The 25,206-nt window shown below is 42.3% G+C and carries 22 protein-coding genes and 2 tRNA genes; 13 read left to right on the forward strand and 11 right to left on the reverse strand.

What is annotated here, in order from left to right; translation table 11 throughout:
* The first annotated feature begins 45 nt into the window (after positions 1 to 45).
* The 4 genes from I5907_RS06470 to I5907_RS06485 all read left to right on the forward strand — a co-directional run bounded on the left by I5907_RS06470 (position 46) and on the right by I5907_RS06485 (position 6,887).
* Positions 46 to 2,988 (forward strand): SusC/RagA family TonB-linked outer membrane protein, encoded by a 2,943-nt coding sequence (locus I5907_RS06470; protein WP_196989897.1) that lies wholly within the window; start codon positions 46 to 48, stop codon positions 2,986 to 2,988.
* A gap of 12 nt (positions 2,989 to 3,000) precedes the next feature.
* Positions 3,001 to 4,302: a RagB/SusD family nutrient uptake outer membrane protein gene (locus tag I5907_RS06475; protein WP_196989898.1), complete on the forward strand. Its 1,302-nt coding sequence runs from the start codon at positions 3,001 to 3,003 to the stop codon at positions 4,300 to 4,302.
* A gap of 250 nt (positions 4,303 to 4,552) precedes the next feature.
* Positions 4,553 to 5,737, forward strand: coding sequence for a DUF3179 domain-containing (seleno)protein (locus I5907_RS06480; protein WP_196989899.1), 1,185 nt, complete (start codon positions 4,553 to 4,555; stop codon positions 5,735 to 5,737).
* Positions 5,738 to 6,230: 493 nt separating this feature from the next.
* Positions 6,231 to 6,887, forward strand: a complete 657-nt coding sequence (locus tag I5907_RS06485) for a T9SS type A sorting domain-containing protein (protein WP_196989900.1) — start codon at positions 6,231 to 6,233, stop codon at positions 6,885 to 6,887.
* 693 nt (positions 6,888 to 7,580) lie between these two features.
* On the opposite strand, the gene I5907_RS06490 is transcribed toward I5907_RS06485, so the two are convergent.
* Positions 7,581 to 7,654 (reverse strand) — tRNA-Ile (locus I5907_RS06490).
* Between the two features lie 88 nt (positions 7,655 to 7,742).
* On the opposite strand from I5907_RS06490, the gene I5907_RS06495 reads away from it, so the two are divergent.
* The 5 genes from I5907_RS06495 (at position 7,743) to I5907_RS06515 (ending at position 11,604) form a co-directional block, all read left to right on the forward strand.
* Positions 7,743 to 8,357 carry an HAD family hydrolase gene (locus tag I5907_RS06495; protein ID WP_196989901.1) on the forward strand — a complete coding sequence of 205 codons (615 nt, stop codon included), beginning with the start codon at positions 7,743 to 7,745 and terminating at the stop codon, positions 8,355 to 8,357.
* 369 nt (positions 8,358 to 8,726) lie between these two features.
* The gene (locus tag I5907_RS06500) at positions 8,727 to 9,176 is read left to right on the forward strand and encodes a hypothetical protein (protein WP_196989902.1); all 450 of its coding nucleotides are present in this window, start codon (positions 8,727 to 8,729) and stop codon (positions 9,174 to 9,176) included.
* 216 nt (positions 9,177 to 9,392) lie between these two features.
* Complete coding sequence (locus tag I5907_RS06505) at positions 9,393 to 10,046, forward strand: hypothetical protein (RefSeq protein WP_196989903.1); 654 nt, start codon at positions 9,393 to 9,395, stop codon at positions 10,044 to 10,046.
* The gene (locus tag I5907_RS06510; RefSeq protein WP_196989904.1) at positions 10,046 to 10,852 is read left to right on the forward strand and encodes a sensor histidine kinase; all 807 of its coding nucleotides are present in this window, start codon (positions 10,046 to 10,048) and stop codon (positions 10,850 to 10,852) included. Before I5907_RS06505 ends, I5907_RS06510 begins: the two co-directional genes overlap by 1 nt.
* Before the next feature lie 38 nt (positions 10,853 to 10,890).
* Positions 10,891 to 11,604: a response regulator gene (locus I5907_RS06515; RefSeq protein WP_196989905.1), complete on the forward strand. Its 714-nt coding sequence runs from the start codon at positions 10,891 to 10,893 to the stop codon at positions 11,602 to 11,604.
* A gap of 255 nt (positions 11,605 to 11,859) precedes the next feature.
* Here I5907_RS06515 and I5907_RS06520 read toward each other — a convergent pair whose 3' ends face one another.
* Entirely contained in the window at positions 11,860 to 13,443 is a 1,584-nt protein-coding gene (locus tag I5907_RS06520; protein WP_196989906.1) for a hypothetical protein, read from the reverse strand.
* Positions 13,444 to 13,605: 162 nt separating this feature from the next.
* Here I5907_RS06520 and I5907_RS06525 point away from each other — a divergent pair.
* Positions 13,606 to 13,682 (forward strand) — tRNA-Asn (locus I5907_RS06525).
* Positions 13,683 to 13,926: 244 nt separating this feature from the next.
* Here I5907_RS06525 and I5907_RS06530 read toward each other — a convergent pair.
* The 3 genes from I5907_RS06530 to I5907_RS06540 all read right to left on the reverse strand — a co-directional run bounded on the left by I5907_RS06530 (position 13,927) and on the right by I5907_RS06540 (position 15,858).
* Entirely contained in the window at positions 13,927 to 14,448 is a 522-nt protein-coding gene (locus I5907_RS06530; RefSeq protein WP_196989907.1) for a class IV adenylate cyclase, read from the reverse strand.
* A 26-nt stretch (positions 14,449 to 14,474) separates the two neighbouring features.
* On the reverse strand, positions 14,475 to 14,915 hold the full coding sequence (locus tag I5907_RS06535) for a hypothetical protein (RefSeq protein ID WP_196989908.1): 441 nt from the start codon (positions 14,913 to 14,915) through the stop codon (positions 14,475 to 14,477).
* Between the two features lie 139 nt (positions 14,916 to 15,054).
* Positions 15,055 to 15,858 carry a M48 family metallopeptidase gene (locus tag I5907_RS06540; RefSeq protein WP_196989909.1) on the reverse strand — a complete coding sequence of 268 codons (804 nt, stop codon included), beginning with the start codon at positions 15,856 to 15,858 and terminating at the stop codon, positions 15,055 to 15,057.
* A gap of 119 nt (positions 15,859 to 15,977) precedes the next feature.
* Between I5907_RS06540 and I5907_RS06545 the strand changes: the two genes are divergently transcribed.
* The gene (locus I5907_RS06545) at positions 15,978 to 16,649 is read left to right on the forward strand and encodes a DUF2461 domain-containing protein (protein ID WP_196989910.1); all 672 of its coding nucleotides are present in this window, start codon (positions 15,978 to 15,980) and stop codon (positions 16,647 to 16,649) included.
* Here I5907_RS06545 and I5907_RS06550 read toward each other — a convergent pair whose 3' ends face one another.
* From I5907_RS06550 to I5907_RS06565, 4 genes are all read right to left on the reverse strand, one after another.
* Complete coding sequence (locus tag I5907_RS06550) at positions 16,650 to 17,264, reverse strand: hypothetical protein (RefSeq protein WP_196989911.1); 615 nt, start codon at positions 17,262 to 17,264, stop codon at positions 16,650 to 16,652.
* A gap of 71 nt (positions 17,265 to 17,335) precedes the next feature.
* Positions 17,336 to 17,725 carry a group III truncated hemoglobin gene (locus I5907_RS06555; RefSeq protein WP_196989912.1) on the reverse strand — a complete coding sequence of 130 codons (390 nt, stop codon included), beginning with the start codon at positions 17,723 to 17,725 and terminating at the stop codon, positions 17,336 to 17,338.
* A complete protein-coding gene (locus I5907_RS06560) occupies positions 17,725 to 18,075 on the reverse strand; it encodes an MmcQ/YjbR family DNA-binding protein (RefSeq protein WP_196989913.1) in 351 nt (116 codons plus the stop codon). The genes I5907_RS06555 and I5907_RS06560 overlap by 1 nt, the downstream gene beginning before the upstream one ends.
* A 179-nt stretch (positions 18,076 to 18,254) precedes the next feature.
* On the reverse strand, positions 18,255 to 19,265 hold the full coding sequence (locus tag I5907_RS06565; protein ID WP_196989914.1) for an aspartate-semialdehyde dehydrogenase: 1,011 nt from the start codon (positions 19,263 to 19,265) through the stop codon (positions 18,255 to 18,257).
* A gap of 541 nt (positions 19,266 to 19,806) precedes the next feature.
* Here I5907_RS06565 and I5907_RS06570 point away from each other — a divergent pair.
* Together I5907_RS06570 and I5907_RS06575 are read left to right on the forward strand one after the other, a co-directional pair.
* Positions 19,807 to 20,214 carry a hypothetical protein gene (locus I5907_RS06570; protein WP_196989915.1) on the forward strand — a complete coding sequence of 136 codons (408 nt, stop codon included), beginning with the start codon at positions 19,807 to 19,809 and terminating at the stop codon, positions 20,212 to 20,214.
* Positions 20,215 to 20,351: 137 nt separating this feature from the next.
* Positions 20,352 to 23,150, forward strand: coding sequence for a TolB-like translocation protein (locus I5907_RS06575; RefSeq protein WP_196989916.1), 2,799 nt, complete (start codon positions 20,352 to 20,354; stop codon positions 23,148 to 23,150).
* On the opposite strand, the gene I5907_RS06580 is transcribed toward I5907_RS06575, so the two are convergent.
* Both I5907_RS06580 and I5907_RS06585 read right to left on the reverse strand, forming a co-directional pair.
* A complete protein-coding gene (locus I5907_RS06580) occupies positions 23,139 to 24,203 on the reverse strand; it encodes a glycosyltransferase family protein (RefSeq protein ID WP_196989917.1) in 1,065 nt (354 codons plus the stop codon). The two genes, I5907_RS06575 and I5907_RS06580, sit on opposite strands and share 12 nt — an antisense overlap.
* Entirely contained in the window at positions 24,200 to 25,060 is an 861-nt protein-coding gene (locus tag I5907_RS06585) for a UDP-2,3-diacylglucosamine diphosphatase (RefSeq protein ID WP_196989918.1), read from the reverse strand. Before I5907_RS06585 ends, I5907_RS06580 begins: the two co-directional genes overlap by 4 nt.
* Between the last annotated feature and the right edge of the window lie 146 nt (positions 25,061 to 25,206).

The following is a 25,206-nucleotide window of genomic DNA, read 5'->3' on the forward strand; positions in this document are numbered from 1 at the left end:
AAAACCAACACAACATTATTTTGAAACAACCTCTCAAAAACGTTTATGAGAAAATATAAATTATTGATGTGCTTACTGTGCCTGTATGCACCTTTGATGTTAAAGGCACAAAACAAAACATTAACAGGTAAAGTTACCGACGCAACAGACCATGCTATTGCAGGTGCAAGTATTATGGTGAAACAATCGACCGCAGGCACGCTCACCGATGCCACAGGAAATTTTACGTTGTCGGTATCTCCATCGGCAACAGCCATCATTATCAGCGCTACCGGTTTCAGGTCTCAGACGATAGATATCGGCAGCAACCTCAGCTTTAATATAAAGCTGGAAGAAGATGTGGCAAAGCTTGATGAAGTGGTTGTAACCGGTATTACCACCAACGTAAAACGACGCAATCTTGCCAATACTGTTGTAACCATCAGCAGTAAGCAGCTGGCTGGTATAGCACCTGCACAAACGCTTGACGGAGCCCTGGAAGGTAAAATTCCCGGCGCACTGATCAATGCGAATACAGGGGCGCCCGGCGGTGGAACATCTGTAAAATTACGCGGCGTAACCTCTGTGTACGGCAATACGCAGCCGTTATACGTGTTGGATGGCGTATTCATTGATAATACGGCAACCTCCGGCGGGCTTAATGCTGTTACCGGCGCAGGTTCCGGTGGAAGCCCTACTTCTAACCAGGACAACCCGTCGAGCCGTATTGCAGATATAAGACCGGAAGACATAGACAACATTGAAATACTGAAAGGCGCTTCTGCTGCGGCCATATATGGATCAAAAGCCTCTGCCGGTGTAATTATCATTACTACAAAAAAAGGCAGGCAGGGAAAGACCAGCATCTCTGTATCGCAGGATCTTGGCCAGATACAGGCACGCAAACTGCTGGGCGTAAGGCAGTTTAATGCAGACCGCGCAGCAAGTCTTTCATCTGACAGTGCCACCAGTGCAGCACTCAGGCAACAGTATCTTGATGCTGAAGCCGCGGGTGCAATATATAACTACGAGAAAGAAGTTTATGGCAATAAAGGTTTTGCCAGGAACACTGTATTAAGTATGAGTGGTGGTGGGGAAAGAACCGGTTTTTACTTTTCTGCCGCTACAAAAGATGAAGAAGGCATAGTAAAAAATACGGGCTACAAGAACACTTCTTTAAGATTGAATGTAGACCACCGGTTGAGTGATAATATCAAAATAGGATTGAGTACGAACTATATCAATTCATCTGCAGACCGCGGCCTGTCTGGCAATGACAATGCAGGCGTGTCTTTGGGTATTGCATTATCATCCACACCTTCCTTTGCACAACTTCATCCTGATGCATCGGGCAATTACCCGAACAACCAGTTTGCAGCTTCTAATCCTTTGCAGACAATAGCACTGATGAAAAACAATGAATCTGTAAACAGGTTTATTACAGGTATAAATGTAGAGGCGATCTTGCAAAAGGGTACAAAAAGTACCACCCGTTTTGTAGGCCGCGGCGGCGTTGATTTCTATAACCTGCAGACGACGGCATTATTCCCGGGTATACTACAGTTCCAGGCCGTAAACAAAGGCACCTCCATACAAGGCGCTACAAAAAACCTGAATACCAATTACATTCTTTCGCTTGTCAATTCACTGACTGTAAGTAACAGGCTTTCGCTTACCACTTCGGCAGGTGTTACGCAGGAGCGCGGCGATTATAACAACATCCTTAATGTAGCCACACAGGTAATTGCCGGGCAATCGAATGTAGACCAGGCAGGTGCATTAACAGCCACACAGTTCAGGGCAAAATACCAGAATGACGGTGTGTTTGCCCAGGAGGAAATACTGATTGCTGATGCTATTACCGTAACAGGTGGTGTACGTTTTGACCGTTCCAGCAATAATGGTGATGTGGCAAAGTATTACGCTTATCCGAAAGCGGCCATATCGTGGAATCTTACAAAACTGGGTATTCCTGAAAACAGTTTTTTGAATAACCTTAAACTGCGTGCCGCATATGGCGAGGCCACCAATGTACCTGCATACGGCAGCAAGTTTACTTCTGCGGTAGTATCCAATATCGGAGGAAACCCCGGCTCGCTTATTAACATACAAAAAGGCGATCCGTCTATCAGGCCAGAAAGACAGAAAGAGTTTGAAACAGGCATCGATTTTAGTATGCTGAAAGGAAGATTGGGTTTTGAAGTAACGTATTACAGCAAAAAGATCAACGACTTTCTCATGCTTGGAAACTTGCCTGCATCATCAGGATTTTCCACGCAATGGCTGAATGCAGGAGACCTGCGTAACCGCGGTATTGAAGTAGGTATGAATGCAAAACCTATCGTCTCAAAAATAATTACCTGGACAAGTTCTGTAAACTTCTGGTTCAACCGGTCTATGGTTACCAGGTATACATTGCCACCGGTGCCACAGGGTTCATTTGGTTATGTACTGGGCTCTTTCCAGATAGAAGAAGGAAAACCTGCCACACAGATCGTTGGGCTAAACGGTGCTGGTGTTGGTGTATTGGGTGATGCGGAACCGCGCTTCCAGATGAATACCTACAACGAGATAACATTCCGCAACCGCCTTAGTCTTCGCTTCCTGATGCACTGGAAAAAAGGTGGAGACAATATCAACCTTACTTCTTTGCAAAACGATTTTGGTGGCACCAGTGCAGACTTCGACAATGTAACCAATAAAACCGGGCTGCCCGATGGTATTTACCGCATTACACAGGTTGGTGTAACCGCCGAACAATTTGTGAAAGATGCGAGCTACCTGCGTTTGAGAGAAATAGGTCTTTATTACTCTTTTACTACCATGCCGGTCGATTTTGTTAAAGGCTTACGCATAGGCGTATCGCTCAATAACTATCTCACCTTTACCAAATACAATTCTTACGATCCCGAAGTATCCAATTTTGGAACAGGTTTCTCACAGGGTGTAGATGTAGATCCTTACCCTGCCACCAAACGTGCAGATTTACATATTGCTGTTGACTTCTAAACTTACCAAATCATGAAAAGAAATAATCGCATTCAAATAATCATTGTGTTTGCAGCGTTGGCCGCCCTTGTATCCTGTAAAAAAGATTATGGCAACCTGAACACACCAACTGCCGAACAGTTTTTAAACAATGCTTCTAAAAGTGAATTGAATAACCTTGTAAGTGGTGCAGAATCGGGCATGCGCAATAATCTTGCTTTGTACCTTGATGATGTAGGCACCATAGGCAGGGAGGTCTACCGGTTTTCCGGTTCAGAGCCACGCTACATAACAGACCTGCTTGGTGCAAATGATGGCAGCCTCAGCAACAGTAATTTTTACATTACCAATCCGTGGGCATCCAGGTACCGCGTAGTAAAGAACTGTAACATACTTGCAGAAGCGGCGCTAAATTCTTCGCAGGTAAGTGCAGCAGAAAAAAGCGGCTACATTGGCTTTGCCAGAACCATTAAGGCGTACCAGTTATTACTCAATCTTAATCTTACCGATTCAAATGGCATCAGAACAGATGTTGCCAATCCTGATGCGCTGGGCCCCATTGTGAGCAGGGCAGATGCACTTAATGCCATTGCCGCATTGCTCGATTCTGCCAAAACAGATCTTACCGGTGCAGCAATAGCTTTCCCGCTGGCAGGGTTTGCCGGTTTTAACGATGCTGCCGGTCTACTGAAGGTAAACCGTGCCATTGCAGGCAGGGTTGCTATATATCGCAGCCAATGGAGCGAGGCCCTGGCAGATCTTGATGAATCTTTTTTTGACCTTGGCGGAGACCTTTATGGGGGCGTTAACCACATCTTCCGTACAGGTTCAGGCGACCAGCTTAACCCGGCGTTTATTCCGCAGAATCAAACAGGTGAAACACGCCTGGCACATCCTTCTTATGCTGCAGATATCGAAGACGGAGACGATAGAATAAACAAGGCAACTTTGCGTAATGCAACTGCCTCGCTAAATGGGCTAAGCAGCAACCGCGATGTTTGGGTGTACACCTCATCTACTGCAAACATTCCCATTATTCGCAATGAAGAACTGATACTTATTTACGCGGAAGCTAACATTCAAACCGGTAATTTTAGTGAAGCAGTGAAGGCTGTTAACGTTATCCGAAATGCACATGGCCTGAACGATTATACAGGAGCCCTTACAACTGATGCATTGGTTGATGAAATGCTGCTTCAGCGCCGGTACTCTTTATTTTATGAGGGCCACAGGTGGATTGATATGCGCCGGTATAACAAACTGGATGAATTGCCAACAGACAGGCCTGCTGATGATATATGGACTAAATTTCCATTACCCGTAAGCGAGGGCTAATAGAATAATTATGAACCCGGCTGCAGCATAAGCATGAAGCTCCTGTTGCGTCGCACTCTTCAACGCATGAAACACTGTTGAACAAAAGCGATGCATAAGTATTCCAGGATTTGCAGGCTGGTGAGCATAGATGTGCATGTTACACTATGCCGAAATATTTGTCAAACGCACAAGAGTGCGACGCAACGATGCTTAATAGTAGCAATGCAGCCGGGTTCATACCATTAATATTTAAAATGCTCAACGTGTTATGAAAACATTTTTACTGATTACCGGGCTGCTTATTCTTTTTGCAGCTGAAATTTTGCGTGTGTATTTTATTATGCCTTTTCCCGGCAGCCAGTATAATAATACTATTGATCTTGCCTACTGGATTGCAAACAATATTACGTGGATAAGAATTGTTGCTTTACTCATGATCGCTTTGCCGGTGACAAACATTTTCAGGAAAGCAAAGCCATGGAAGAAGATTGCAACCGGCGCAATACTATTGCTCTATGGTGTAATATTTTTCATGTTCAACTTTCGCTTTGAGGCAGATAAAATGTTTTACCAGCCTTCTGTAAAAAATATGGCACCTGCTTCTGAAAATACTGTGAATGCGTCAAAACTGGTAATTGGCGTTACAATCAATGGCGAAGCAAAAGCATACCCTGTACAGTTGATCGGTTACCACCACCAGGTAAGAGATACGATTGGTAATACCCCTGTAATGGTTACTTATTGCACCGTATGCAGAACTGGAAGGGTATTTAGTCCTGTAGTAAACGGCCAACCAGAAAATTTCAGGCTGGTAGGTATGGATCACTTCAATGCGATGTTTGAAGATGGCACTACCAAAAGCTGGTGGCAGCAAGCCACAGGCGTTGCCATAACCGGGAAACTAAAAGGGCGGCGCCTGCCTGAAATACCTTCGGAGCAGATGACGCTTGCTTCATGGCTTGGCGAGCACCCGAACTCGCTGGTAATGCAGCCTGATACGTTGTACAAAAAGGATTATGATGATCTGGCTGAATACGACAAAGGAACGTTGAAAAGCAGCCTGGAAAAAAGAGACAGCGCATCCTGGAAATTTAAATCGTGGGTAGTGGGTGTGGTACATGGGGGGAATGCAAAAGCTTATGACTGGAATGCATTAACAGCAAAAGGATTGTTGCAGGATTCTTTGCCGGGCTTGCCGCTGCTGATTACACTCGCAAATGATACTGCTTCTTTTTATGTACTGAACCGGACTGTTGCAGGAAATACGTTAACGTTCATAAAAGATACCACAGCCAATGTGCTAAGGGATACCAATACCAATTCAGTATGGACCATTGCAGGTGTTTGTACTGCAGGGTTATTGAAAGATGCGAAACTACGCAGAGTTCAATCATACCAGGAGTTCTGGCATTCCTGGCAAACATTTCATCCGCAGACGAAACGTTATCCGTAATGCAGGATGAATAATATTCGGCCAATTTTCTTCTATGCTGGTGAACAATTTATCTTAATCATTTAAGATAAATAGGATTTATTCATTGCCGTGTTTACTTGCCGGGATGGTAAAATTTAAATGGTGCTTTATTTTTTGTAATAAGTGCCGGTGCTTTTGTAATAAGTGCAACGTTTCACGAATAACTGCTTACTTTCCCCCCAATCAGAACCACTTTCTTTTAGCCCGCCTAAATCTTCTGAAACCTTTACCAGCTAAGGTTTACAGGTAAGGCAAACCGCATTTTACCTGAATAAACTAATTAACGTTAGAATAGTTGGCAGCCTTATTTTAATTGCACTTTTTTTGTAATATGAATAAACATATATAATTATGTAAAATATTTAAGGATCACGATTTCATTCATATTCCTGCTTAGTCGTGATTAGATATAGCGGTTCCATAATAAATCTTGCAATAGAAAAATTAATCATAAACCTAAAAAACAAAGATCATGCGACTCAAATCATTCATTCCCGGCCTGGCAGTACTATTTTGTATCATTTCCTTAAATACGAATGCACAAACTGGCTGTTGTCCTTCCCCCGATAGTTTGATGGTAACTTCTGTAACAGATTCTTCTTTTTGTGTTAAGTGGAAAATAAAAGACACGATAGGATGTGATACGCCAAAATTGGGGCAATTGCAATATCGTGCTGTTGGAGCGGCCGTATGGACGAGAGTTAATGTTACCTATAGCGGTAGCGCCACATATGCAGTAAAGTGCGACACTGCAACCTCGTGTACAAAATATCAGTGGAGGGTGAGAAATCTTTGTATACATGGAGATACAACGTATACTAATTGGATAACAGGGCAAAGATTTGCGACAAAATGTGATACAAGTATTTTTAGAAAAAATATTAATGTTAAGATTATTCCTAATCCTGCAGCCGATAATATTCTTCTTGAAGGCATCAATCTCAGTATGAGCAAAGCAAAAGTTACCATCAGCAGTATGTCGGGTAATATCAGGTATCAACAACTACACCTGGTAACGGGTGAGCATTTAAGGTTACCAATAAATATTTCTAACTGGGAAGACGGAGTTTATTTTGTTACCATCAGTGATGGCAAAGAAAATTACAGATACAGTTTTATCAAGCAATAGCCTGATGGAAATGTACATCTGCGCATTTTAAGTCAATAAACAGCACTGTATTCAATTCGTAAGGCGGAGCCGCGGACTGCAGTAGCCAAAAGATATACAGGTGAAGCGCTTGCGACGCAACGATGCTGCCATGAAAACTGAAGCTGGTAGTATATGTTTTACACGGTTGTATTATGTTTTCATAAATACTAACATGAATGTTTTGTGCATAGTGCAGACTTAAGCAGGCAAAATAGCCTGCTTAAGTTTTAAAGAATAATCTATCAAACTGCGAATAACGCGTACTTTGAATCACACATTTGATGATCCATGTTATAATCGTAAACCGGCTATTGTTTTTATGGCTTTAGCTCTCATGGCTTGAACGGACACCAATAGAAAGCAGAATATTGGGTTACCGGCAACAATGCTACTATGAGCTTTTGTTGTGTCACTCACTTGTACGTTCGGCTCTTTATGGGCAACAGGTAACCTCTTTCTATTTTACAACCGGGTCACGTTTTATCGCTTATACTTTAATACGATTTTATAGCAGCATACTACAGTCGCCAAAAGATATACAGGTGAAGTGCTTGCGACGCAACGATGCCGCCATGAAAACTGAAGCTGGTATTACTGCCTGTATTTATTTTCTTACTGTGAACATTTGTGTAAACAAAAAAGCAGCTACAAACTGTAACTGCTTTTACCAAGTGGGCCCACTCGGGCTTGAACCAAGGACCCCCTGATTATGAGTCAGGTGCTCTAACCAGCTGAGCTATAGGCCCGCATGCCGGAACCGGCAATGCTTTGGGAGCGCAAAAATAGAAAAATTAGCCTACTTTCCAAGAATTAATCAGTAAGAATAGTTTGTTTATGCAAAAAATTAAAAACATCATATTCGATCTCGGTGGCATATTTATCAATATAGATTTTAAAAAGACGGAGCAGGCTTTTATAAGCCTTGGCATTACCAACTTCAACGATTATTTTACGCAGCACCATGCATCTGACCTGTTTGAACTGTTGGAAACAGGAAAAATAAGCCAGGAAACATTTTGTGACTTATTCAGGTCAGAGACAAAAACAACGCTTACTGATAATGAGATCACCGCTGCCTGGAATGCGCTGCTGATGGATTTTCCTTCAGAAAGGCTTGAATGGCTGGATGACATAAGCAAAAGGTACAGCGTGTATCTTTTCTCCAACACCAACAAAATTCATTACGATGCATTTATGGACATTTTTGCAAAACAGGCAGGCCATAAAAACTTCAACGACTATTTTATAAAAGCTTACTACTCTCATGATATTGGTTTGCGCAAACCTTACCCTGCATCATTTGAATACATCTTGCAGGAGCAACAGTTGCAGCCATCAGAAACGCTTTTTATAGATGATACATGGAAAAACATTGAAGGCGCTAAAGGTGTGGGTTTACAAACCATTCACCTGGTACCGCCGAAAACGGTACTGGACCTGGCGCTGTAAAAAGAACAGCGGCTAGAAAGCCGCTGTTGATTGTGTCAGCATATAACCCCCAATGAGATTCAGTTATAATTGCACATGAGAGAACCATAACTGCAGTACAAAGGTGTATTTATCTGAAATGCCGGGCAAGGTGGTTTCTCACGAAATTTGATGTGATTTTTCACATGATGTTTGGTGGATTATACGCATGGGTGGTAACAAAAAAAACCTTATATTTCTCTTTACGCTTTCCCGCAGGGTTTTGCTGTAGCCGTACACCCGTTAAAAGCCCGGATATTTACAGTCATTTTCTCCTTGCGTGCCGCCGCAGTTAATAATACCTTGGCAGTAACAAACCTTCAATTATTAATCACGTAAAACCTATTCCCTATGGCAGGCAACACGATCTCGTACTCCAATGCTGTTCAGGAAATCAAAGATTATCTTCTGGTACATGACAAGGTAAAAGACCTGCTGGACGATTATCTTCCGGCTCCGACACCTGGCTCCAACATGGAAAAGATGAAGCAGTTCTTCCAGTCAGACAAGCTGTCTTTCATTTTTAAAAAGGACCAGGTAGACCAGTTGTTCAGCACTTACACAGATGCGAATGCGATACGCATCTATTTTGGTTTAACGTCTGATTCCGGCACGCCTGAGCCTACTGTTATTATCAGTGCATGCACTATTACACAGGATGGTTCGGGCAATGTTACCGCTGCTGTAAATAAATCAAATACAGCATCCGGTGCATTGGCTGCCAAGCAGTATCCGCGTTCGCTAAACCCTAAGTCTGGTTACAACCAGACAAATTTTGATTTGATTGGCGACACGCTGTAAGTCTGTAAGTCAAAGGAAAAAGTATCATGCAGCCTGCACATGAAGCAGGCTGCATTTGCGTAAGCTGGTATACACAGGCTTTTGAATAATGGCCAATCTTTTTATACACGGCCAATTTTACTACCGGTTCTTTAAAACAAATTGGTGTATTTTAGTTGGGTATACACAACAATGATCGTTGTATAAACCTTTACCAACACCAAAACGTACCGGGTAATGGATGAACTTTTTAAATCTATATCGGCATGTTCAGTCCTGATACCATTGTTTATTGGAATACTTTGCTACAGATCGTTTGACAGGAACTCTAAGATCATGTTTGTACTGATCTTGCTGGCATTAATTCCGCAATCTGCGGCACTGGTATTTACGGAGAAAAAATATGGCACGTATACGAGTATCTTATACAACTGCTACGCACTGGCAGATCCGCTTATATGGAGCATATTGTTTTTTCAGAATATCAGGAATAAAAAGCTCAAAAGAATTGTAGCCATTATACCTGTTGCGCAGGTTTTGCTATGGCTCTACCTGCTTTTTACAAAAGATATTGAGCGATCACTGTTTAAAGAAATGATTTGCTTTACCAGCGTAATACAGGTGTTATGGATCGTTGTTATTTTATACGAATTGTTTAAAAGCGAAGCATTTTTGAAACTGGAGACACGGCCGCTTTTTTGGTTTTGCCTGGCGCTCATTATATACGCACCTACCACCTATTTTTTATTTGTGTTTGTAAAAGAAATAAAAGCACAAGGTTCTACACTTGGTTATTTATGGAACATACACAGCGTATTAAATACGATGATGTACTGCACCATAGCATACGGCTTTTGGGTAAATAAAGAAAACGAGTTTAAACTCACCTGATGTATTATTTGCAAATAGAACAAACCGCACTTATTGTTGGAGGAGTATTTATTCTTTCCATACTGGTAATTTTTATTATCATCTTTCTCTTTTTGTATCAAAAGCGGTATTACAATCACCTCAAAGAAAAGCAGGAACTGCGCTCTAATTTTCAACAGGAGCTGCTGAAAACAAGACTCGAAATACAGGAAGAAACTTTTCGCAACATAAGCCAGGAAATACATGACAATATTGGCCAGGCTTTGAGTTTTGTAAAGCTCAACCTGAATACGGTAGACCCGCACGATGCCACAGTGGTAATTGATAAGCTTTCTGAATCCCGCACGTTGCTTACCAAAACAATCCAGGACCTGCGCGACCTTGCCAAAAGCCTGAATACTGATTTCATCAGCGATATAGGTTTGCCTGAAGCCATCGGGCAGCAATTACAGATCTTATCTAAAACCGGGCTGTTTGCCATAGACTTTTCGGTAGAAGGCGATGCTTTTAAAGATGTATCTCAAAGAGAGCTGGTGATTTTTCGTATAGTACAGGAATTGCTCAACAACATTGTAAAACATGCAAATGCCAGTCGCATTAATGTAGAAATAATGTATCTTACAGATAAGCTGGTTATTACAGTGGAGGATAACGGCAGGGGCTTCAACACCAAAACATTGAATTTACCAGACAGCGGCAGCGGGCTGGGTTTAAGAAACATGGCAAACCGCATGAAGCTTATACAGGGTTCAATTGACATACAAAGCAATCCTGGCAATGGAACCAAAGCAATAATGCAACTGCCCAGGTTACCACACCTGTTGTAAGGCTTTCTTCAAAAGAATTAAAACCAACGCCCTCAGAGATGCTCTTCAACAACGATCACTTTAAACGTTTCCCGCACGAAAACAACCTACACCGGACATTTACTGTAGCGCTTGCAGACGATCATGTACTTATTCGCAATGGCCTCGCAGGGCTCATCAACAGTTTTCCCGATTACCAGGTATTATTCCAGGCGGTAGACGGGCAAGATTTTATTGATAAAATGTCTGCCGCAACTGCACCCGATGTAGCAATTCTTGACATTAACATGCCGAGAAAAGACGGTTATGAAACAGCAAACTGGATAAGACAGCACTACCCGGAAGTAAAAATTCTTGCGCTAAGCATGTACGATAATGAAAACTACATCATCCGTATGCTTAAGAACGGTGCACGCGGCTATGTTTTAAAAGAAGCAGAGCCTTCTGAACTAAAAATGGCGCTCGATTCACTCATTCACAAAGGCTATCATCATTCAGAGCTGGTAACCGGCCATCTCATCAACACACTGAATAAATTTGATGAAGATCCTAAAACAAAGAATACACTGTTGTTGTCTGACCGTGAAATTGAGTTTCTGCAGTATGTATGTACCGAACTCAGCTATAAAGAAATTGCCGATAAAATGTATTTAAGCCCACGCACAATAGATGGCTACAGAGATTCCATGTTTGATAAACTTAACATCAAAACACGGGTAGGCCTTGCTTTGTACGCGGTAAAAAATGGTTTGGTAAACCTGAATAAAATGTAAAGAGAATATTTTGGTAGCCGGCAGCAGCTTATATGGCATCGCCTGTTGCCACGCTCGGTTCAGGGTTCCTTTTTCATGGCGGCTGCAGCGCTTCGGGTGTTGCTTGCAGCACTTATTTTACCTGTATGAAATGCATTTACCACAGCACCACGTTGGTATTCTTCAACAGCGTGGCACATTGCCCATAAAAGTTCCGAACCCTGAAGTGAGTGACACAACAGGCGATGAGCTACGGTACCAAAGCCGGCTACAACACTATTTGTTTTGTAACAGAGCAATTTCGGCTTCCAGTAAGGGTTTCATATTGTCAAAGACTTCCATTGCCGCAGTAATGTAACCGTTTAGTGTATATGTTCGTTTTAAAACGGCCGCCTCGCCTTCCAGGTTATTGACGCATTCGAGCAACGGGTACATATAAAAAGTACTTAAACTACCTTTAAACTTTTGAATGGTTTTGAAAAGCTCCAGCATGTTGCCGGTTGCAACACACAACTGCATAGACCTGAAACATATGGGTGCATCTTTTAAAAAGTGTTCCAATGCGGCAATCGTTGCGCCACTATCTTTTACCGCAAGGTCCTGCAGGGAATACATTGCCACTGCACCTTGCGGCTGCAAAGCGTCAGCAGGCATTTCGGTTGGGATGGCCGCAGGAATTATTTGCTCTTCAGCAGCATTTTCTGCAATGTTCGATTGTTCATCAACTATGACTGGTTGTGCTTCGGCTTCTTTCGGTGTACTCAAATCTTTTTGCAACCCCTTTGTCTCGTTTGTATGAATCGATGCGTCTTCATGGGTAGCAGCAGTAAAATTATCTTGTCTTATGGTTTCTTCATCAGCCGGCAAAACATTGTTGGGATTTGGTGTTTCCTCAATGTTTGTTTGCGGACGCTCTTCGGCAATGTTTGATTGGGCCCGGCTGTATGTTTCATTGCTGCCGTTCTGTGTTGGTGCATCGGTATTGGATTCAACATCGTAGTTGGCTGCGGGATCTGCAGTGGGGATGTGTTCAGAAACTACGGGTTCCGGTTCAGCGTTATCGTTTGAAAGATCTGTGGCCGCATTGGTTGTCAGATTTGTTACCATGTTGTTGTTTTCAATGGGTTCGTATTTATCTTCGGGGTTCATACTGCCGCTACTCAATATTTCATCAATTTCCCTGTAGCTTTCAGATGCTACAAGCAGATCGGTTTCTTCTGTGGTTAACACATCAGCTTCCTGCTGCAGCATTGTTTGCTTCGTTGTTTTTATCCTGCGCCAGAGCAGGTACGCCAGCAGTACGATTACTACGGCCATACCACAGGAAATAAATATTATTTGTGTTCTAAGCGCATCTGTACGCTGCAGCTGCTGTTGCAATAACGAGTCTTGTTGTTTTAGCAGTGTATCGAGCGAAGCATGAATAGAAACGTGCAGGTCCTCCGCCAATGCGCCAATATCACTGCTGTCTGTTCCTGCAGCGTTTACCAGGCTGGTATTTTCTATTTCTGTCATTTTAGCCAGCAGTATTTCCAGTACAGAATATTCATCGGGAACAACGATGTATTGTTTTCTCTTTCGTATTTGTAACTGCTGGTTTTTTATTTTGCCATGCAGGCGCGTAAGGTGTATGCGTGAACGCAGGTCCTTTGTATCCAGGAATTTAGTAAAAGCATAACCCGCATCTGTATTATATTGCTGCAGTGTTTGTAGCTGGCCGTTAATTGCCCGTGAATTATTTACGAGAAAAAGCTCATCTGATAAGGCGCCCGCATTATTGAGTACCAGTATAAAAAGTGTGAGAAGTGCCGGTATAATTAAGCTAGCCAGTAACCAGGTGCTTTTTTTTGCTTTTTCCAAGGTTTTCAGTGAATATGTGCTAAAACGTATTAAATAAATTAATTATTATTCAATATGTTATAATCACCAATGTAAGCAGGAAAAACAATCAGAATATTTTTTGTTTCATTCTTTGCCGGAAATAAAAAAAACCTATTTTTGCAACCCCAAAAGGGAAAACAATCCCGAATAGCTCAGTTGGTTAGAGCATCTGACTGTTAATCAGAGGGTCACTGGTTCAAGTCCAGTTTCGGGAGCCAAAAGCAGTTACACAATATACTTTGTAACTGCTTTTTTATTTACTGCCAGCCTGCTTATTAACGACAAACGATAAAAAACCCTACCAGGAATGGCAGGGTACGGAAAGTGAACTTTTGTCTTTTAAACTGTTTTCAATTTACAAACATTTTTTTCGCGAACGGCTTAAAAATGCTTATACAGATTTACTGTAACAGTCATTGCTGCATTCTACGTGCATCGCTGTTTGAAACAGGCAAAACAGTTTTATACTATATCCAGTAACATATCGGAATAACTGTTGTCGATGAGGTCTTGTTCTTCTATTTCAAAATGCTGCATCAGCGAGGCGCATTGCTGCTGAAGTGCTGCAACAGAGAGCGCAGGGTTAGACAGGTTGCCCGCTTCTATTTCTACAAAACTGCCAAGGCCCGGCACTTCGTCGAGGTGAATCTTGATATTATCAAGAAAAAAGATTTTACGTTTTTTCTCTACTATCACTTTTATACCCAGTGCTTCTTCCAGGAGGCTATTCATAGCTGCGGGGTTTGGCACGGGCACGAGTTGAAAATCTGACTGTTTGGGCCCTTTCTGGTTGTTGCGCCGGTAAAAAATAAGATTGTTTTCAATATTACCCTGCCGCAGTTTTAAGCGTCCGCCGGGTACATGGAAATAGGTGTCTTTCTGGTTATCTGTTCCCTTAAAAATTGCTTTCGCAGAAACTAAAAATGCTTCCACCTTTTCGGGATGGAAGCATTTCGCTTTGATTTCGATATTAATGTGTTTCATCTGATAACCGTTTATGTAAACGGTAACTAAGCCATTTCCAATTTCTGTTTTTGTTTTGCTTTTACTTTTACAGGCAAAACTTCTAATCTTTTAAACTGCATTGCGGTCCAAACATGGTCGAGAGCTACTTCCGCAATACTTTCAAACTCATTGTCGCTCAAAATCTGCCAACTGCAATCCCTGTTAAGATCGCTTGCAATTTTACTGGTAGATTTCGGATACGCGATCCACAGTTTGCTGTCACCATGAAGTGCGGGGAAAATTTCGTGCAAGATGTTGCATAACTGGTTGTGGTTAACCGCAAATACCAGTGCGAAATCAATTTTCCGGCTCTTCAAAAGTGGTGTTACGTTTTTTGCGTAGGACAACTTTGCAAACTGTTTCTCGATCGAAGATGGAAGCCCTTGTACTAGTAAGTTTTTCTCATCTTTTAACTGCAATTTTTCAAAGAAACTTTGTGTTGACATCCTTAAAGAGAATTTTTAAGGTTAATGTGTATAAAAAACGGAAGGCAAAGGTAGCCAATATAATGTACAATAACTGACAAGGCCACATTTATTTTGTAAATGTGGCCTCTTTTAATAGCTTATTGGCTTTTTTGTAGAATTATTTGCTGACTGGTTTGTAGTATGTAAGTGCTTCAGGCATAAGTTCCTGCAATTTCTTTATTCTGTCAGCATCCTCGGGGTGGCTGCTAAGAAATACCGGTGGTTTTTGACCACCAAGGTTAGCCATGCGCTGCCAGAATGGTACAGCTTCCTGCGGATTATAACCCGCCATAGCGGCAAATATCAACCCGTAATGATCAGCTTCATACTCCTGGTTCCTGGAGTTTGGTAATAATACACCCACCTGCGCCGCCGGTCCGTAAACGTTATTAAAAATGTTTACTGCCTGGGCGTTCTTGCCTAACGCCACATTGCCTGCAACCTGGATGCCCTGCGCCAGCAAGCCCTGGCTCATTCTCTCACGGCCATGTCCTGCTACTGCGTGGGTAATTTCATGCCCTAATACTACTGCTAATGCCGCCTCATTTTGTGTGACCGGCAATATACCGGTGTATACAACTACTTTGCCGCCGGGCATACACCAGGCATTGATCTCTTTACTGTCCACAAGGTTGAATTCCCATTTATAATTGGCCAGTTCATTAGAAAGGCCTTTGTTCTTATAATATTCTGTAATAGCATTTGCGATCCTGGTACCTACCCTTTTTACCATCTCTGCATCCTTGCTGCCGGCACTGTTTACCACCTTGTTTTGAGAAAGAAACTGCTTATACTCAGTAACAGCCATACTTTCTACCTGTTCTTCAGGAATAAGCGACAACTGGTTTCTTCCGGTAATGGCATTACGTGTACAGGCAAATAAAAATGAGAGACAAACGAAAAACAACAATTTGTTGCGCATAAGAAAGTTTTATTTAGTTTTTCAATATCTGTACCAAAGTAAATGAAAATAAATCAATATATGTTCCAGTGGGCTGTGGCACAAAAAAGCTGCTAAATTTGAGCACTCAAAACACCGTTATGCTACAGGTTGCAACACTAAAATTTTTGAAGGATCTTAAAAAGAATAACAGCAAAGAATGGTTTGATAAAAACCGCACACTATACGATAACGCCAGGGAAGATTTCCTGGGTCTTGTTCAACAGGTTATTGATGAGTTTGGTAAAAAAGAAATTTCTATCGCTTCTTTAAAAGCCAAAGAATGTGTTTTCCGCATCAACAGGGATGTGCGTTTCAGCAAAGACAAATCTCCTTATAAAACAAATATGGGTGCCAGTATCAACAAGGGGGGCAAAAAGGCGTGGAATACTGCCGGTTACTATTTCCACTTTGAACCTGGCGGCAGCTTTATGGGGGGTGGTCTGTACATGCCCGAGGCACAGGTATTAAAAAAAGTAAGGCAGGAAATAGACTATAATTTCAATGATTTTAAAAAGATCATCGGGAACAAAAAATTTGTAGCCATTTATAAAGACCTTGACCATAGCGGCGAAATGAAGCTAAGCCGACCGCCAAAAGATTACATGGCAGATAACCCTGCCATTGAGTACATAAAACTTAAAAGTTTTATTACTATGGCGCCCCTCACAGATGCAGATCTGACGGAAAAAGGACTCGTAAAAAAAATCACTGCTGCGTTCGATACTTTACAGCCGCTGATAGATTTTTTGAACCACGCCACACAGGATTGATCAGTAAGGAATTTCCTGTATAATAATTTTTATATCATGCGGAGCTGTTTCATCCCCACCGAAATATGGAAAGAGTTTATAACGGGAATATTTGCCCGAACAGTGCCGTGGCAACGAAACCGACTTGCCATTTACTTCAAAGTAATATGTTTCTGCCAGGCAATTTATTCTGCAGGTAACGGTACTACCTATTGATGCCGTTGTAATCTCCCGAAATACCATAACGCCGTCATTGTGTACAAAGCCAAATAACCGCAGTGAATCATCAGACCAGCGCCAGCCAATACGTGCGCTGTTGTCCAGGTGATGAGAGCCGCAATCGGAAAAACCATACAACTTATTAATATCTTCCTGGTTGCCGGGGCTTACTGTTTGGTAAGTACAGGTGCTGTCGAAGATTGCAGTAAACGCCATTTTTGCTGCAGATGTCAATACAAATGGATTGGGTGTACACGACTGGTTGCCTTTATAGATCACATACGTTTTACTCTTTTTGGCCATCAGAAATTCATTTTCTGCGGGCGACTCGCCTGCTGAAGCGGAAGTTTCTGAAATGGTCTTCCTGCAGGAACTAAAAACTGTACACAGGCAAAGGGTAAAGAAGAGGTAGCGCATAGCAGTATTGTTTGGGTACGGTAAAATAATCGAATATAACAGCAAATGCAAGTCTTTTTATGAGGCACCAGCTAATGTGTAAGCGGGTGATGGTAAATAAGTTTCAACTGCATAATTGTTGCAATGCTGGCGGCTCTTTGTTTAGCTGTTTCTGCCTTTTCTCCTGCAAATAATTCATCCACCGTTTTTGTAAACAACTGAAGCCATCGTTCAAAATGAGCTTTTGTGAAAGGCTCTTTTGCGTGTATGCCATTATGCGCAGCTATAGCATTGCCTTTGTAACTCCCCTTATTGAATATTACGCTATCCCAGAAGTTATACATTACAGGCAGGTGTGCGGGCCAGTCAACTCTTGCAATATCGTTGAATATGTAGCCAATCAATCCGTCTGCCTTCACCTTATCGTAGAATGTATCAACGAGCAGTTTTATGTCATCTATGTCATGTATATCCGGCAACATCAGGTTAAAGCCTCCCGGTCTTTTTTGGGCAACGATTTTACAATAAGCATGTAAGTATCATCGATCATTTCTTTCACCAGTTTTGTCGGTAAACTTCCATCGAGCACTATGGTGTTCCAGTGTTTTTTATTCATATGATAGCCGGGCTGTACAGCATCATATTGCTCCCTTAGTTCAATGGCTTTGGCAGGATCGCACTTGGCATTGAATTGTAAAGGACTGGAAGAAAGGGATACCAGCAAAAATATCTTATGCATTACCCTGAAGACAAGCGTATCCTCACCAAAAGGAAAATCTTCTGTTACCGCTTTTTTCGCCAGGCAGTAGGAGCGTAAAGTTTCTACATCCATACGGTAAAATTAACCAAAGACGACTACAATTATCAACGGCCAACAATGATCCTGATCATGTCACCAAACAATATGCAGGTAAAAACAAACATCAAGGAAACAGGATGCCTAAAAACAAATGCTCCTGCTTTTGCAGCAGGAGCATTACACACATTTTCAGTTGCTCACTCACAAAACGTTTATCCCAACATATTTTTCGATGCAAGATATTCAGCAATCTGTACCGCATTGGTGGCGGCACCTTTGCGCAGGTTATCACTTACCACCCACATGTTAAGTGTCTTAGCCTGCGTTTCATCCCTGCGAAGGCGGCCTACAAATACTTCATCTTTGTCATGTGCCCACATTGGCATCGGGTAAAGCTGCGCGGCAGTATCATCCTGCAAAACAACACCGGGTGCGCTGCCCAGTAATTGCTTTACTTCTTCCAGGTCAAACTCGTTTTCAAATTCCACATTCACGCTTTCGCTGTGCCCGCCTATTACGGGTATGCGTACCGTAGTAGCGGTAACACGTATATTGTCATCGCGCATGATCTTGCAGGTTTCCTTTACCATTTTCATTTCTTCTTTGGTATATCCATTATCAAGGAACACATCGATCTGCGGAATAACATTCAGGTCAATCGGGTATTTGTATGCCATAGGGTATTCATCGCTGCTGCCTTTTTCCAGTTTAGCCCTTTCACCAAATAACTGGTCTACGGCTTTCTTGCCGGTGCCTGTAACGCTTTGGTAAGTGCTTACCACAATTCTTTTGATGGTATATTTTTTATGCAGCGGGTTTAATGCCACCACCATTTGTATGGTAGAGCAGTTCGGGTTGGCAATAATCTTGTCTGCTGCCGTAAGTGCATCAGCATTTATTTCGGGTACCACCAGTTTCTTCGATGGGTCCATGCGCCATGCGCTGCTGTTGTCAATTACAGTAATTCCGGCTTCAGCAAATTTTGGTGCCCATTCCAGCGAAGTGCTGCCGCCGGCTGAAAATATTGCCACGGCTGGTTTTGCGGCAATACCATCTGTCATACTTACTACTTTGTAGGACTTGCCTTTAAATATTACTTCTTTACCAACAGACCTTTCAGATGCCACAGGCACAAGTTCTGTTACAGGAAAATTTCTTTCTGCCAATACCTGCAACATTTTTGTGCCTACCAAACCTGTTGCGCCTACTACTGCTACTTTCATTGTAATGGAATTTTTGTTGTTGTTTTATGGTTTTATATTTTTTGTACTCAACTGTAGTACTACTATCATCGCCTGTTGTGTCACTCACTTGTACGGCTGGTAATACTATTCAGCAATGCCCGCTAAACAAAAAGCCTTCCTGTGTAGAGGAAGGCTTTTGTTGTTTATCTTTTACCTGCATACAACAGTGTTACGCACCTTCCTCTTTTGAGTAGATCTTCTTCGTAACCTTTATATGCTTCATTATATTTTTCATTGCGCATGCGAAAGTAATTATGAAAGATTATTATACAAAAAGATTTTTACAGGTGTTAGTATTAGCATGATGGTTTACCGAGTGCATACTTTTATTCCTTATGGCAAAGAATACTGCGGCATAGGATTATGCAGTATCGATGCTGCCATATGCTTTACAGTACAAGAGTGCGACGCAACGGAAGCATCATTGTAATACAAATGACCGGTACATCCATTCTTCCTGAAAAAGTTTTTTACACGTGGCATAAGAGTTGTAAATTAAGTTTCTAAAAACGATTCTACTATGATAAAATTCAGCGAACTGAAAATTGGTGATTACGTAATTGCCGAATACGAAGGCAGCAGGCGTGAAGGTGAAGTAGTGCGCCTGAATGGCGATGAAAAACAGGTTTGTGTAGAAACGGACGTGCAGGAATTCTGGTATGAGACAGACAATCTTTACCCAATACCAATGAGTGATGAAGCACTCACGAAACTAAACTTTAGAAAAGAAACACTGCCCGATGGTGTGGTGAAATATAAAAAAGGTTCTTTCAGGCTGGTTATACCAAAGGAGGGAGATTTTTCTGTGGTGGAAATGTGGTACAGGGAAGACCGGAGAGACCATCCAAACGTGCATTATATTCACCAGTTGCAAAACCATTACCTGCAAATGACAAAGGTGCACCTTACAGATGAGGTAGTTGCGTAGCAAACAGCGTATAATTTTTAGAAACCATCATGCGGTAAGCATGGTGGTTTTTTGTTTGGGCTTACAATAGCCGGGGTTTACCGCAAACTCTTAGCCCGCTGCACATAAACCTTTATCTTCATTGCAAAAAAGAATCGATGTACAAGAAGCGTATTGCGCTGCTGCTTTCCTGTTTTGTGGTGTTCAACTGTTATACCTATGCACAGCAATTTGGCGGCAATCCTGCTTCCGTAAAATGGAAGCAGGTAAACACAGACACACTGCGTGTTATTTTTCCTGTGGGTCTCGATTCTGTTGCACAACGGGTAGCAAATGTTACACACACCCTTCAAAAAAATTATACTACAGGTATCGGGGCAAAGATCAATAAGGTAAATATTGTATTGCAAAAAGATGTTACCATTTCTAATGCGTTTGTGCAGCTTGGTCCGTACCGCAGCGAGTATTACCTGATGCCGCCGCAGGATGTATTTGATCTTGGTGCGCAGGGATGGGCAGACAACCTTTCTATACACGAATACCGGCACGTGCAGCAATACAGCAATTTTAATGTTGGTTTATCAAAAGTATTTTCTGTTTTGTTTGGGCAATACGGGCAATCAATAGCCAATGCCAGTGCTGTACCTGACTGGTTTTTTGAAGGCGATGCAGTATATAATGAAACCAAATTCAGTATACAGGGTCGTGGGCGATTGCCGTTGTTTTTGAATACTTACAAAAGCCTGGATGCAGATGGTAAAGACTATAAATTCATGCAGATGCGTAACGGTTCGTTGAGGCACTATATTCCCGGCCATTACGAACTCGGCTATTTACTTACCGCCTACGGCAAAGAAAAATACGGCGAGGATTTCTGGCAAAAAGTAACGCATGATGCCGCGGCATTTAAACCACTGTTTTACCCAATGCAGGGTGCTGTAAAAAAATATGCAGGCGTTAGTTACCGCACGTTTGTACACAATGCCATGAGTTATTACAGGCAACAATGGGAAAAGGATACCGGGTACCAGGCTCCACAGTGGCTAACCGGTATCAAAAAGAACGACGTGCTCAACTACCAGTATCCTTATTACACGGAAGATGGAAACCTGGTGGTGCTAAAAACAAGCCGGGAAAGGATTCCGGCATTCTATATTATCGATAAAGCAAAAAATGAGAGGAAACTTGCAGTAAGAGATATTGCATACGACGGCTACTTTTCTTATAACAACAATAAGATCGTTTACTCAGTTTTGCAACCCGATGTGCGATGGGGCAACAGGAACTACAGCGTTATAAAAATTCTGGACATTAACTCCTGTACTGAAACGAAGATTACACATCATACAAAATATTTTTCGCCGGATATAGCGCACAGCGGAGCCTTTGTTGCTGCTGCATCGTTTACGCCGGAGCAACAATCAAAGCTTGTATTACTGCGTGTAGATGGTACAGCGGTGAGCAGTTTTGCAGCACCCGCTAATCATGTAATATCCTATCCCAAGTTTTCTGCAGATGATAAAACGATTTTTTTTATAGAACGTAATGCAAAAGGAGAAATGGCTTTACAACAACTTAGCGAAAAAAATACCATTTCTACCATCATTCCTTTTGCCAACCGGCTGCTGGGCTTTCCTGTAGTAAAAGGGGATACGTTACTCTATACATGCTCCAGCAATGGCCATGATGAAATATTTGCCTATATAACCACCACGCACAAACATTACAGGCTGGCCTCGTATAAAACAGGTTTATACCAGGCCACCACAGATAACAGCGGCAACCTTGTAACCGCCGTATTTACAAGTGATGGTTACAGGTTAGGTGCATTCAAACCAGGCTGGCAGCCGGCAGGTGTACAGTCAGATACAATAACGCCCCTGTATGTAACAGCACCCTTCAATGTGCAGGATAACAACTTATTGGCTAACCTGCCCGCAAGAACATTTGCTACAGCAAAGTATCCTAAATTTTACAAGCCTTTCAATTTTCATAGCTGGATTCCGTCGTTTACCGATCCTGATTATTCTTACACGATTTATGGCGAAAATGTATTGAATACCTTGCAAAGCCAGTTGTACTACACCTACAATACCAATGAGCAGTATCATCGTGTTGGCTTTACCACTGCTTTTGGTGGCTGGTATGTACAGCCCTTTCTCGATGTAAACAATATATTTAACCGGCGTGGCACAGTGGATGATTCAATACCCGTACGCTGGAATGAGTTACTGGCATCAGCAGGGTTGCGTTTACCGCTTAACCTGGGTGGTGGTAAACAGTACAGGAGCCTCACCTTATCGGCATCTTATAACGTGAATAACATCAACTGGAAAAGCGACACAAAGCAGTTGCTGAAAGACATTAACTACATAAGGGCAGGTATAACTTATACAGCGCAGGTACAAAAAGCAGCCAAACAAATATATCCGCACTGGGCACAGAATCTGTCTGTAGTATACAGGGCAAGTGCATCAGCAGTTGCCGCTCAGCAATTATTGGCAACCGGCAACCTCTACCTGCCAGGGTTGGGTGCCACACACAGCCTCGTAATCAATGCAGCTTATCAGGCACGGGATACAATGCAGCAATATGCTTTTACCAACAGTTTTCCATATTCAAGGGGTTACAACGCATTTAATTATCCCCATATGTATAAACTGGGTGTCAATTATCATTTTCCAATTGTGTACCCCGATTGGGGCTTTGGCAACATCATTTATTTTACGCGTATAAGGGCAAATGCTTTCTATGATTATACCAATCTCAGAAGCCTGCGTGAAAACCGCAACTACCAGCTAAAATCATTTGGAGCAGAGCTTTTCTTTGATACACGTTGGTGGAACCAGCAACCGCTACAATTCGGTATACGCTACAGCAGGCTCATCGATTACACGATCGCGGGTCAACAACCCAACCGGTGGGAGATTGTTTTGCCTGTAACATTAATTAATTAACGCTGTGAAGGTGGCATCTTCAGTGGTATATTGATTTTGCCTGCAATGTTTTTCCCGGCCCCGCAACGCTGCCGCCCTGGCTATTACTTGCTCCACCACCTCCCCGGTACTGTTGTATAGTACCAGTTTTTGAGTAGTTGCATTGTTCAACCAGGCGCAAACAACATCAGTAAACGATCTGTTGACCGATGCTACCTGAGCACAGGCATTTTTTTCAAGCGCTGCAGCATTGCAAAGCTGTTCATACTGTCCTTTGATAGGTATGCACATCAGTTTCTTTCCAAGGTATAATGCCTCAGCAGGTGTTTCGAAACCGGCACCGGTAATAACGCCGGTGCTGCTGATCATGCTTTTCGTAAAATTGTGATTGTCTACCGGTAGAATATCGATATTGCCTTCACGCTGCGGGTGTGTTACCTGTTTTGAAAAAACCTGAAACCGCATATCTTTTATTTGCCGCAGGTGTGCAGTAATCACCTCATCTGCATAGTGTGGCAGGTAAACGGTTACATGGCCATTATCTGCTGGTTGTGCATGCAGTATATTTTTTTTAAGTACCGGGCTAAAAATGAAATCATCATACCGTTCAAAATGCAGGCCTACATAGGTGGTTGCCGGCGCATATCTTTTTAGAATGAGCTCGCCAATAAAGCGCTTTACCGGCGGCCTAGGTACCTGCATACTTTGAAAGCTGGCCTGGTGGCCAAACCCAACCGATGCCACTTTTTTAATTTTGCATGCCAGCGCTGTAATACTTTCAAAATCGTTGATCACTATATCGTACTTTTCAACCGGCAGGTCTTTTGCTTCTTTGTATGCATTTTTAAAGTCTAAATCAGAAAGCATGCGCCTGTAAGCTAGCCCGCCATTTTTATGGTAAAACAGGCTCAGGCCGTTACTGGTATACGTTACGGGCAGTGCAGCCTGTAAACTGCTGTTACTGCCACTCAGGAAAATATCAACGGTGCCATATTGTTGCAGGTAAGGTAATAATTCGGTTGCTCTTGCTATATGGCCATTACCTGTGGCCTGTACTGCATAGAGTATTTTCAATCTGCTTTTAATTTAAGTGAAGTAATAAACATGTTTATTTCATTGGTAAGCACGTTTAGTTCAGGCAGCTTTTTTTCCATTTTTACAATCATGGCTTTCTGTGCTTCAAAATCTTTTGCATTATAGTGAAAGATCTTCCATTCGTCGTTGATGTATTCCAGCGCGGTTAGGTTTTCTATCCAGTCACCACTGTTAAGGTAGGTTACTTTGCCCTCCCTGGTTTCAATAACCCGGTGTTGTGGCTGATGTATATGGCCGCAGATAACATAGTCGTACTTTTTCTCAATAGCAAGCTCTGCCGCTGTTTGTTCAAAATCTGCAATCCACGATACGGCTTTTTTTACGCTGTTCTTTACTTTTTTACTAAAGCTCATTTTTTCTCTGCCCACCAGCTTTAAGCCCCAGTTTATAAAACTGTTCAGCAGTATCAGCAAATCATAACCGTGACCACCCAGCCTCGCAAGCATTTTTGCACTGCCCCTGGTGGTGGCATCAAACACATCGCCATGAAAGATCCATGTCATTTTACCATTGATCTCCATTACCATTTTATCAGTAAGCTGAAAATTTCCCATTTCAAGATCGGTGTAGCGGCGCAGCATCTCATCGTGGTTGCCGGTTATATAAATAACCCTGGTGCCGTTACCAAGCAGGCTCATGATTTCTTTTATTACCTGCATGTGTGATACGGGAAAGTAGCGTTTGCTGAATTGCCAGCCGTCAATAATATCTCCGTTGAGCACCAGAATGCGCGGCGTTATGCTTTTAAGGTAAGTAACAATTTCATCGGCATGGCAGCCGTAAGTGCCCAGGTGCAGGTCACTCATTACAACAACGTCTACGTATCTGCGCTCCATAGATTTTGAGGTTTTATAAAAATCCCAACTTTATGTTATGCAGTTATTACGCAATCATTAAGCAATTGTAATGCGTTTGTGAAGGTTGTGTTATGAAAAGGAATTTTTTGTAGCCGGGCAGTATTGCTGCTATGATGCTTTTGTTG

This window comes from Panacibacter microcysteis (assembly GCF_015831355.1).
Lineage (GTDB): Bacteria > Bacteroidota > Bacteroidia > Chitinophagales > Chitinophagaceae > Panacibacter > Panacibacter microcysteis.

Coding starts and splice junctions, on each gene's coding strand:
- I5907_RS06470 (WP_196989897.1), top strand. CDS start 46: ATGAGAAAATATAAATTATTGATGTGCTTACTGTGCCTGTATGCACCT.
- I5907_RS06475 (WP_196989898.1), top strand. CDS start 3,001: ATGAAAAGAAATAATCGCATTCAAATAATCATTGTGTTTGCAGCGTTG.
- I5907_RS06480 (WP_196989899.1), top strand. CDS start 4,553: ATGAAAACATTTTTACTGATTACCGGGCTGCTTATTCTTTTTGCAGCT.
- I5907_RS06485 (WP_196989900.1), top strand. CDS start 6,231: ATGCGACTCAAATCATTCATTCCCGGCCTGGCAGTACTATTTTGTATC.
- I5907_RS06495 (WP_196989901.1), top strand. CDS start 7,743: ATGCAAAAAATTAAAAACATCATATTCGATCTCGGTGGCATATTTATC.
- I5907_RS06500 (WP_196989902.1), top strand. CDS start 8,727: ATGGCAGGCAACACGATCTCGTACTCCAATGCTGTTCAGGAAATCAAA.
- I5907_RS06505 (WP_196989903.1), top strand. CDS start 9,393: ATGGATGAACTTTTTAAATCTATATCGGCATGTTCAGTCCTGATACCA.
- I5907_RS06510 (WP_196989904.1), top strand. CDS start 10,046: ATGTATTATTTGCAAATAGAACAAACCGCACTTATTGTTGGAGGAGTA.
- I5907_RS06515 (WP_196989905.1), top strand. CDS start 10,891: ATGCTCTTCAACAACGATCACTTTAAACGTTTCCCGCACGAAAACAAC.
- I5907_RS06530 (WP_196989907.1), bottom strand. CDS start 14,448: ATGAAACACATTAATATCGAAATCAAAGCGAAATGCTTCCATCCCGAA.
- I5907_RS06535 (WP_196989908.1), bottom strand. CDS start 14,915: ATGTCAACACAAAGTTTCTTTGAAAAATTGCAGTTAAAAGATGAGAAA.
- I5907_RS06540 (WP_196989909.1), bottom strand. CDS start 15,858: ATGCGCAACAAATTGTTGTTTTTCGTTTGTCTCTCATTTTTATTTGCC.
- I5907_RS06545 (WP_196989910.1), top strand. CDS start 15,978: ATGCTACAGGTTGCAACACTAAAATTTTTGAAGGATCTTAAAAAGAAT.
- I5907_RS06550 (WP_196989911.1), bottom strand. CDS start 17,264: ATGCGCTACCTCTTCTTTACCCTTTGCCTGTGTACAGTTTTTAGTTCC.
- I5907_RS06555 (WP_196989912.1), bottom strand. CDS start 17,725: ATGTTGCCGGATATACATGACATAGATGACATAAAACTGCTCGTTGAT.
- I5907_RS06560 (WP_196989913.1), bottom strand. CDS start 18,075: ATGGATGTAGAAACTTTACGCTCCTACTGCCTGGCGAAAAAAGCGGTA.
- I5907_RS06565 (WP_196989914.1), bottom strand. CDS start 19,265: ATGAAAGTAGCAGTAGTAGGCGCAACAGGTTTGGTAGGCACAAAAATG.
- I5907_RS06570 (WP_196989915.1), top strand. CDS start 19,807: ATGATAAAATTCAGCGAACTGAAAATTGGTGATTACGTAATTGCCGAA.
- I5907_RS06575 (WP_196989916.1), top strand. CDS start 20,352: ATGTACAAGAAGCGTATTGCGCTGCTGCTTTCCTGTTTTGTGGTGTTC.
- I5907_RS06585 (WP_196989918.1), bottom strand. CDS start 25,060: ATGGAGCGCAGATACGTAGACGTTGTTGTAATGAGTGACCTGCACCTG.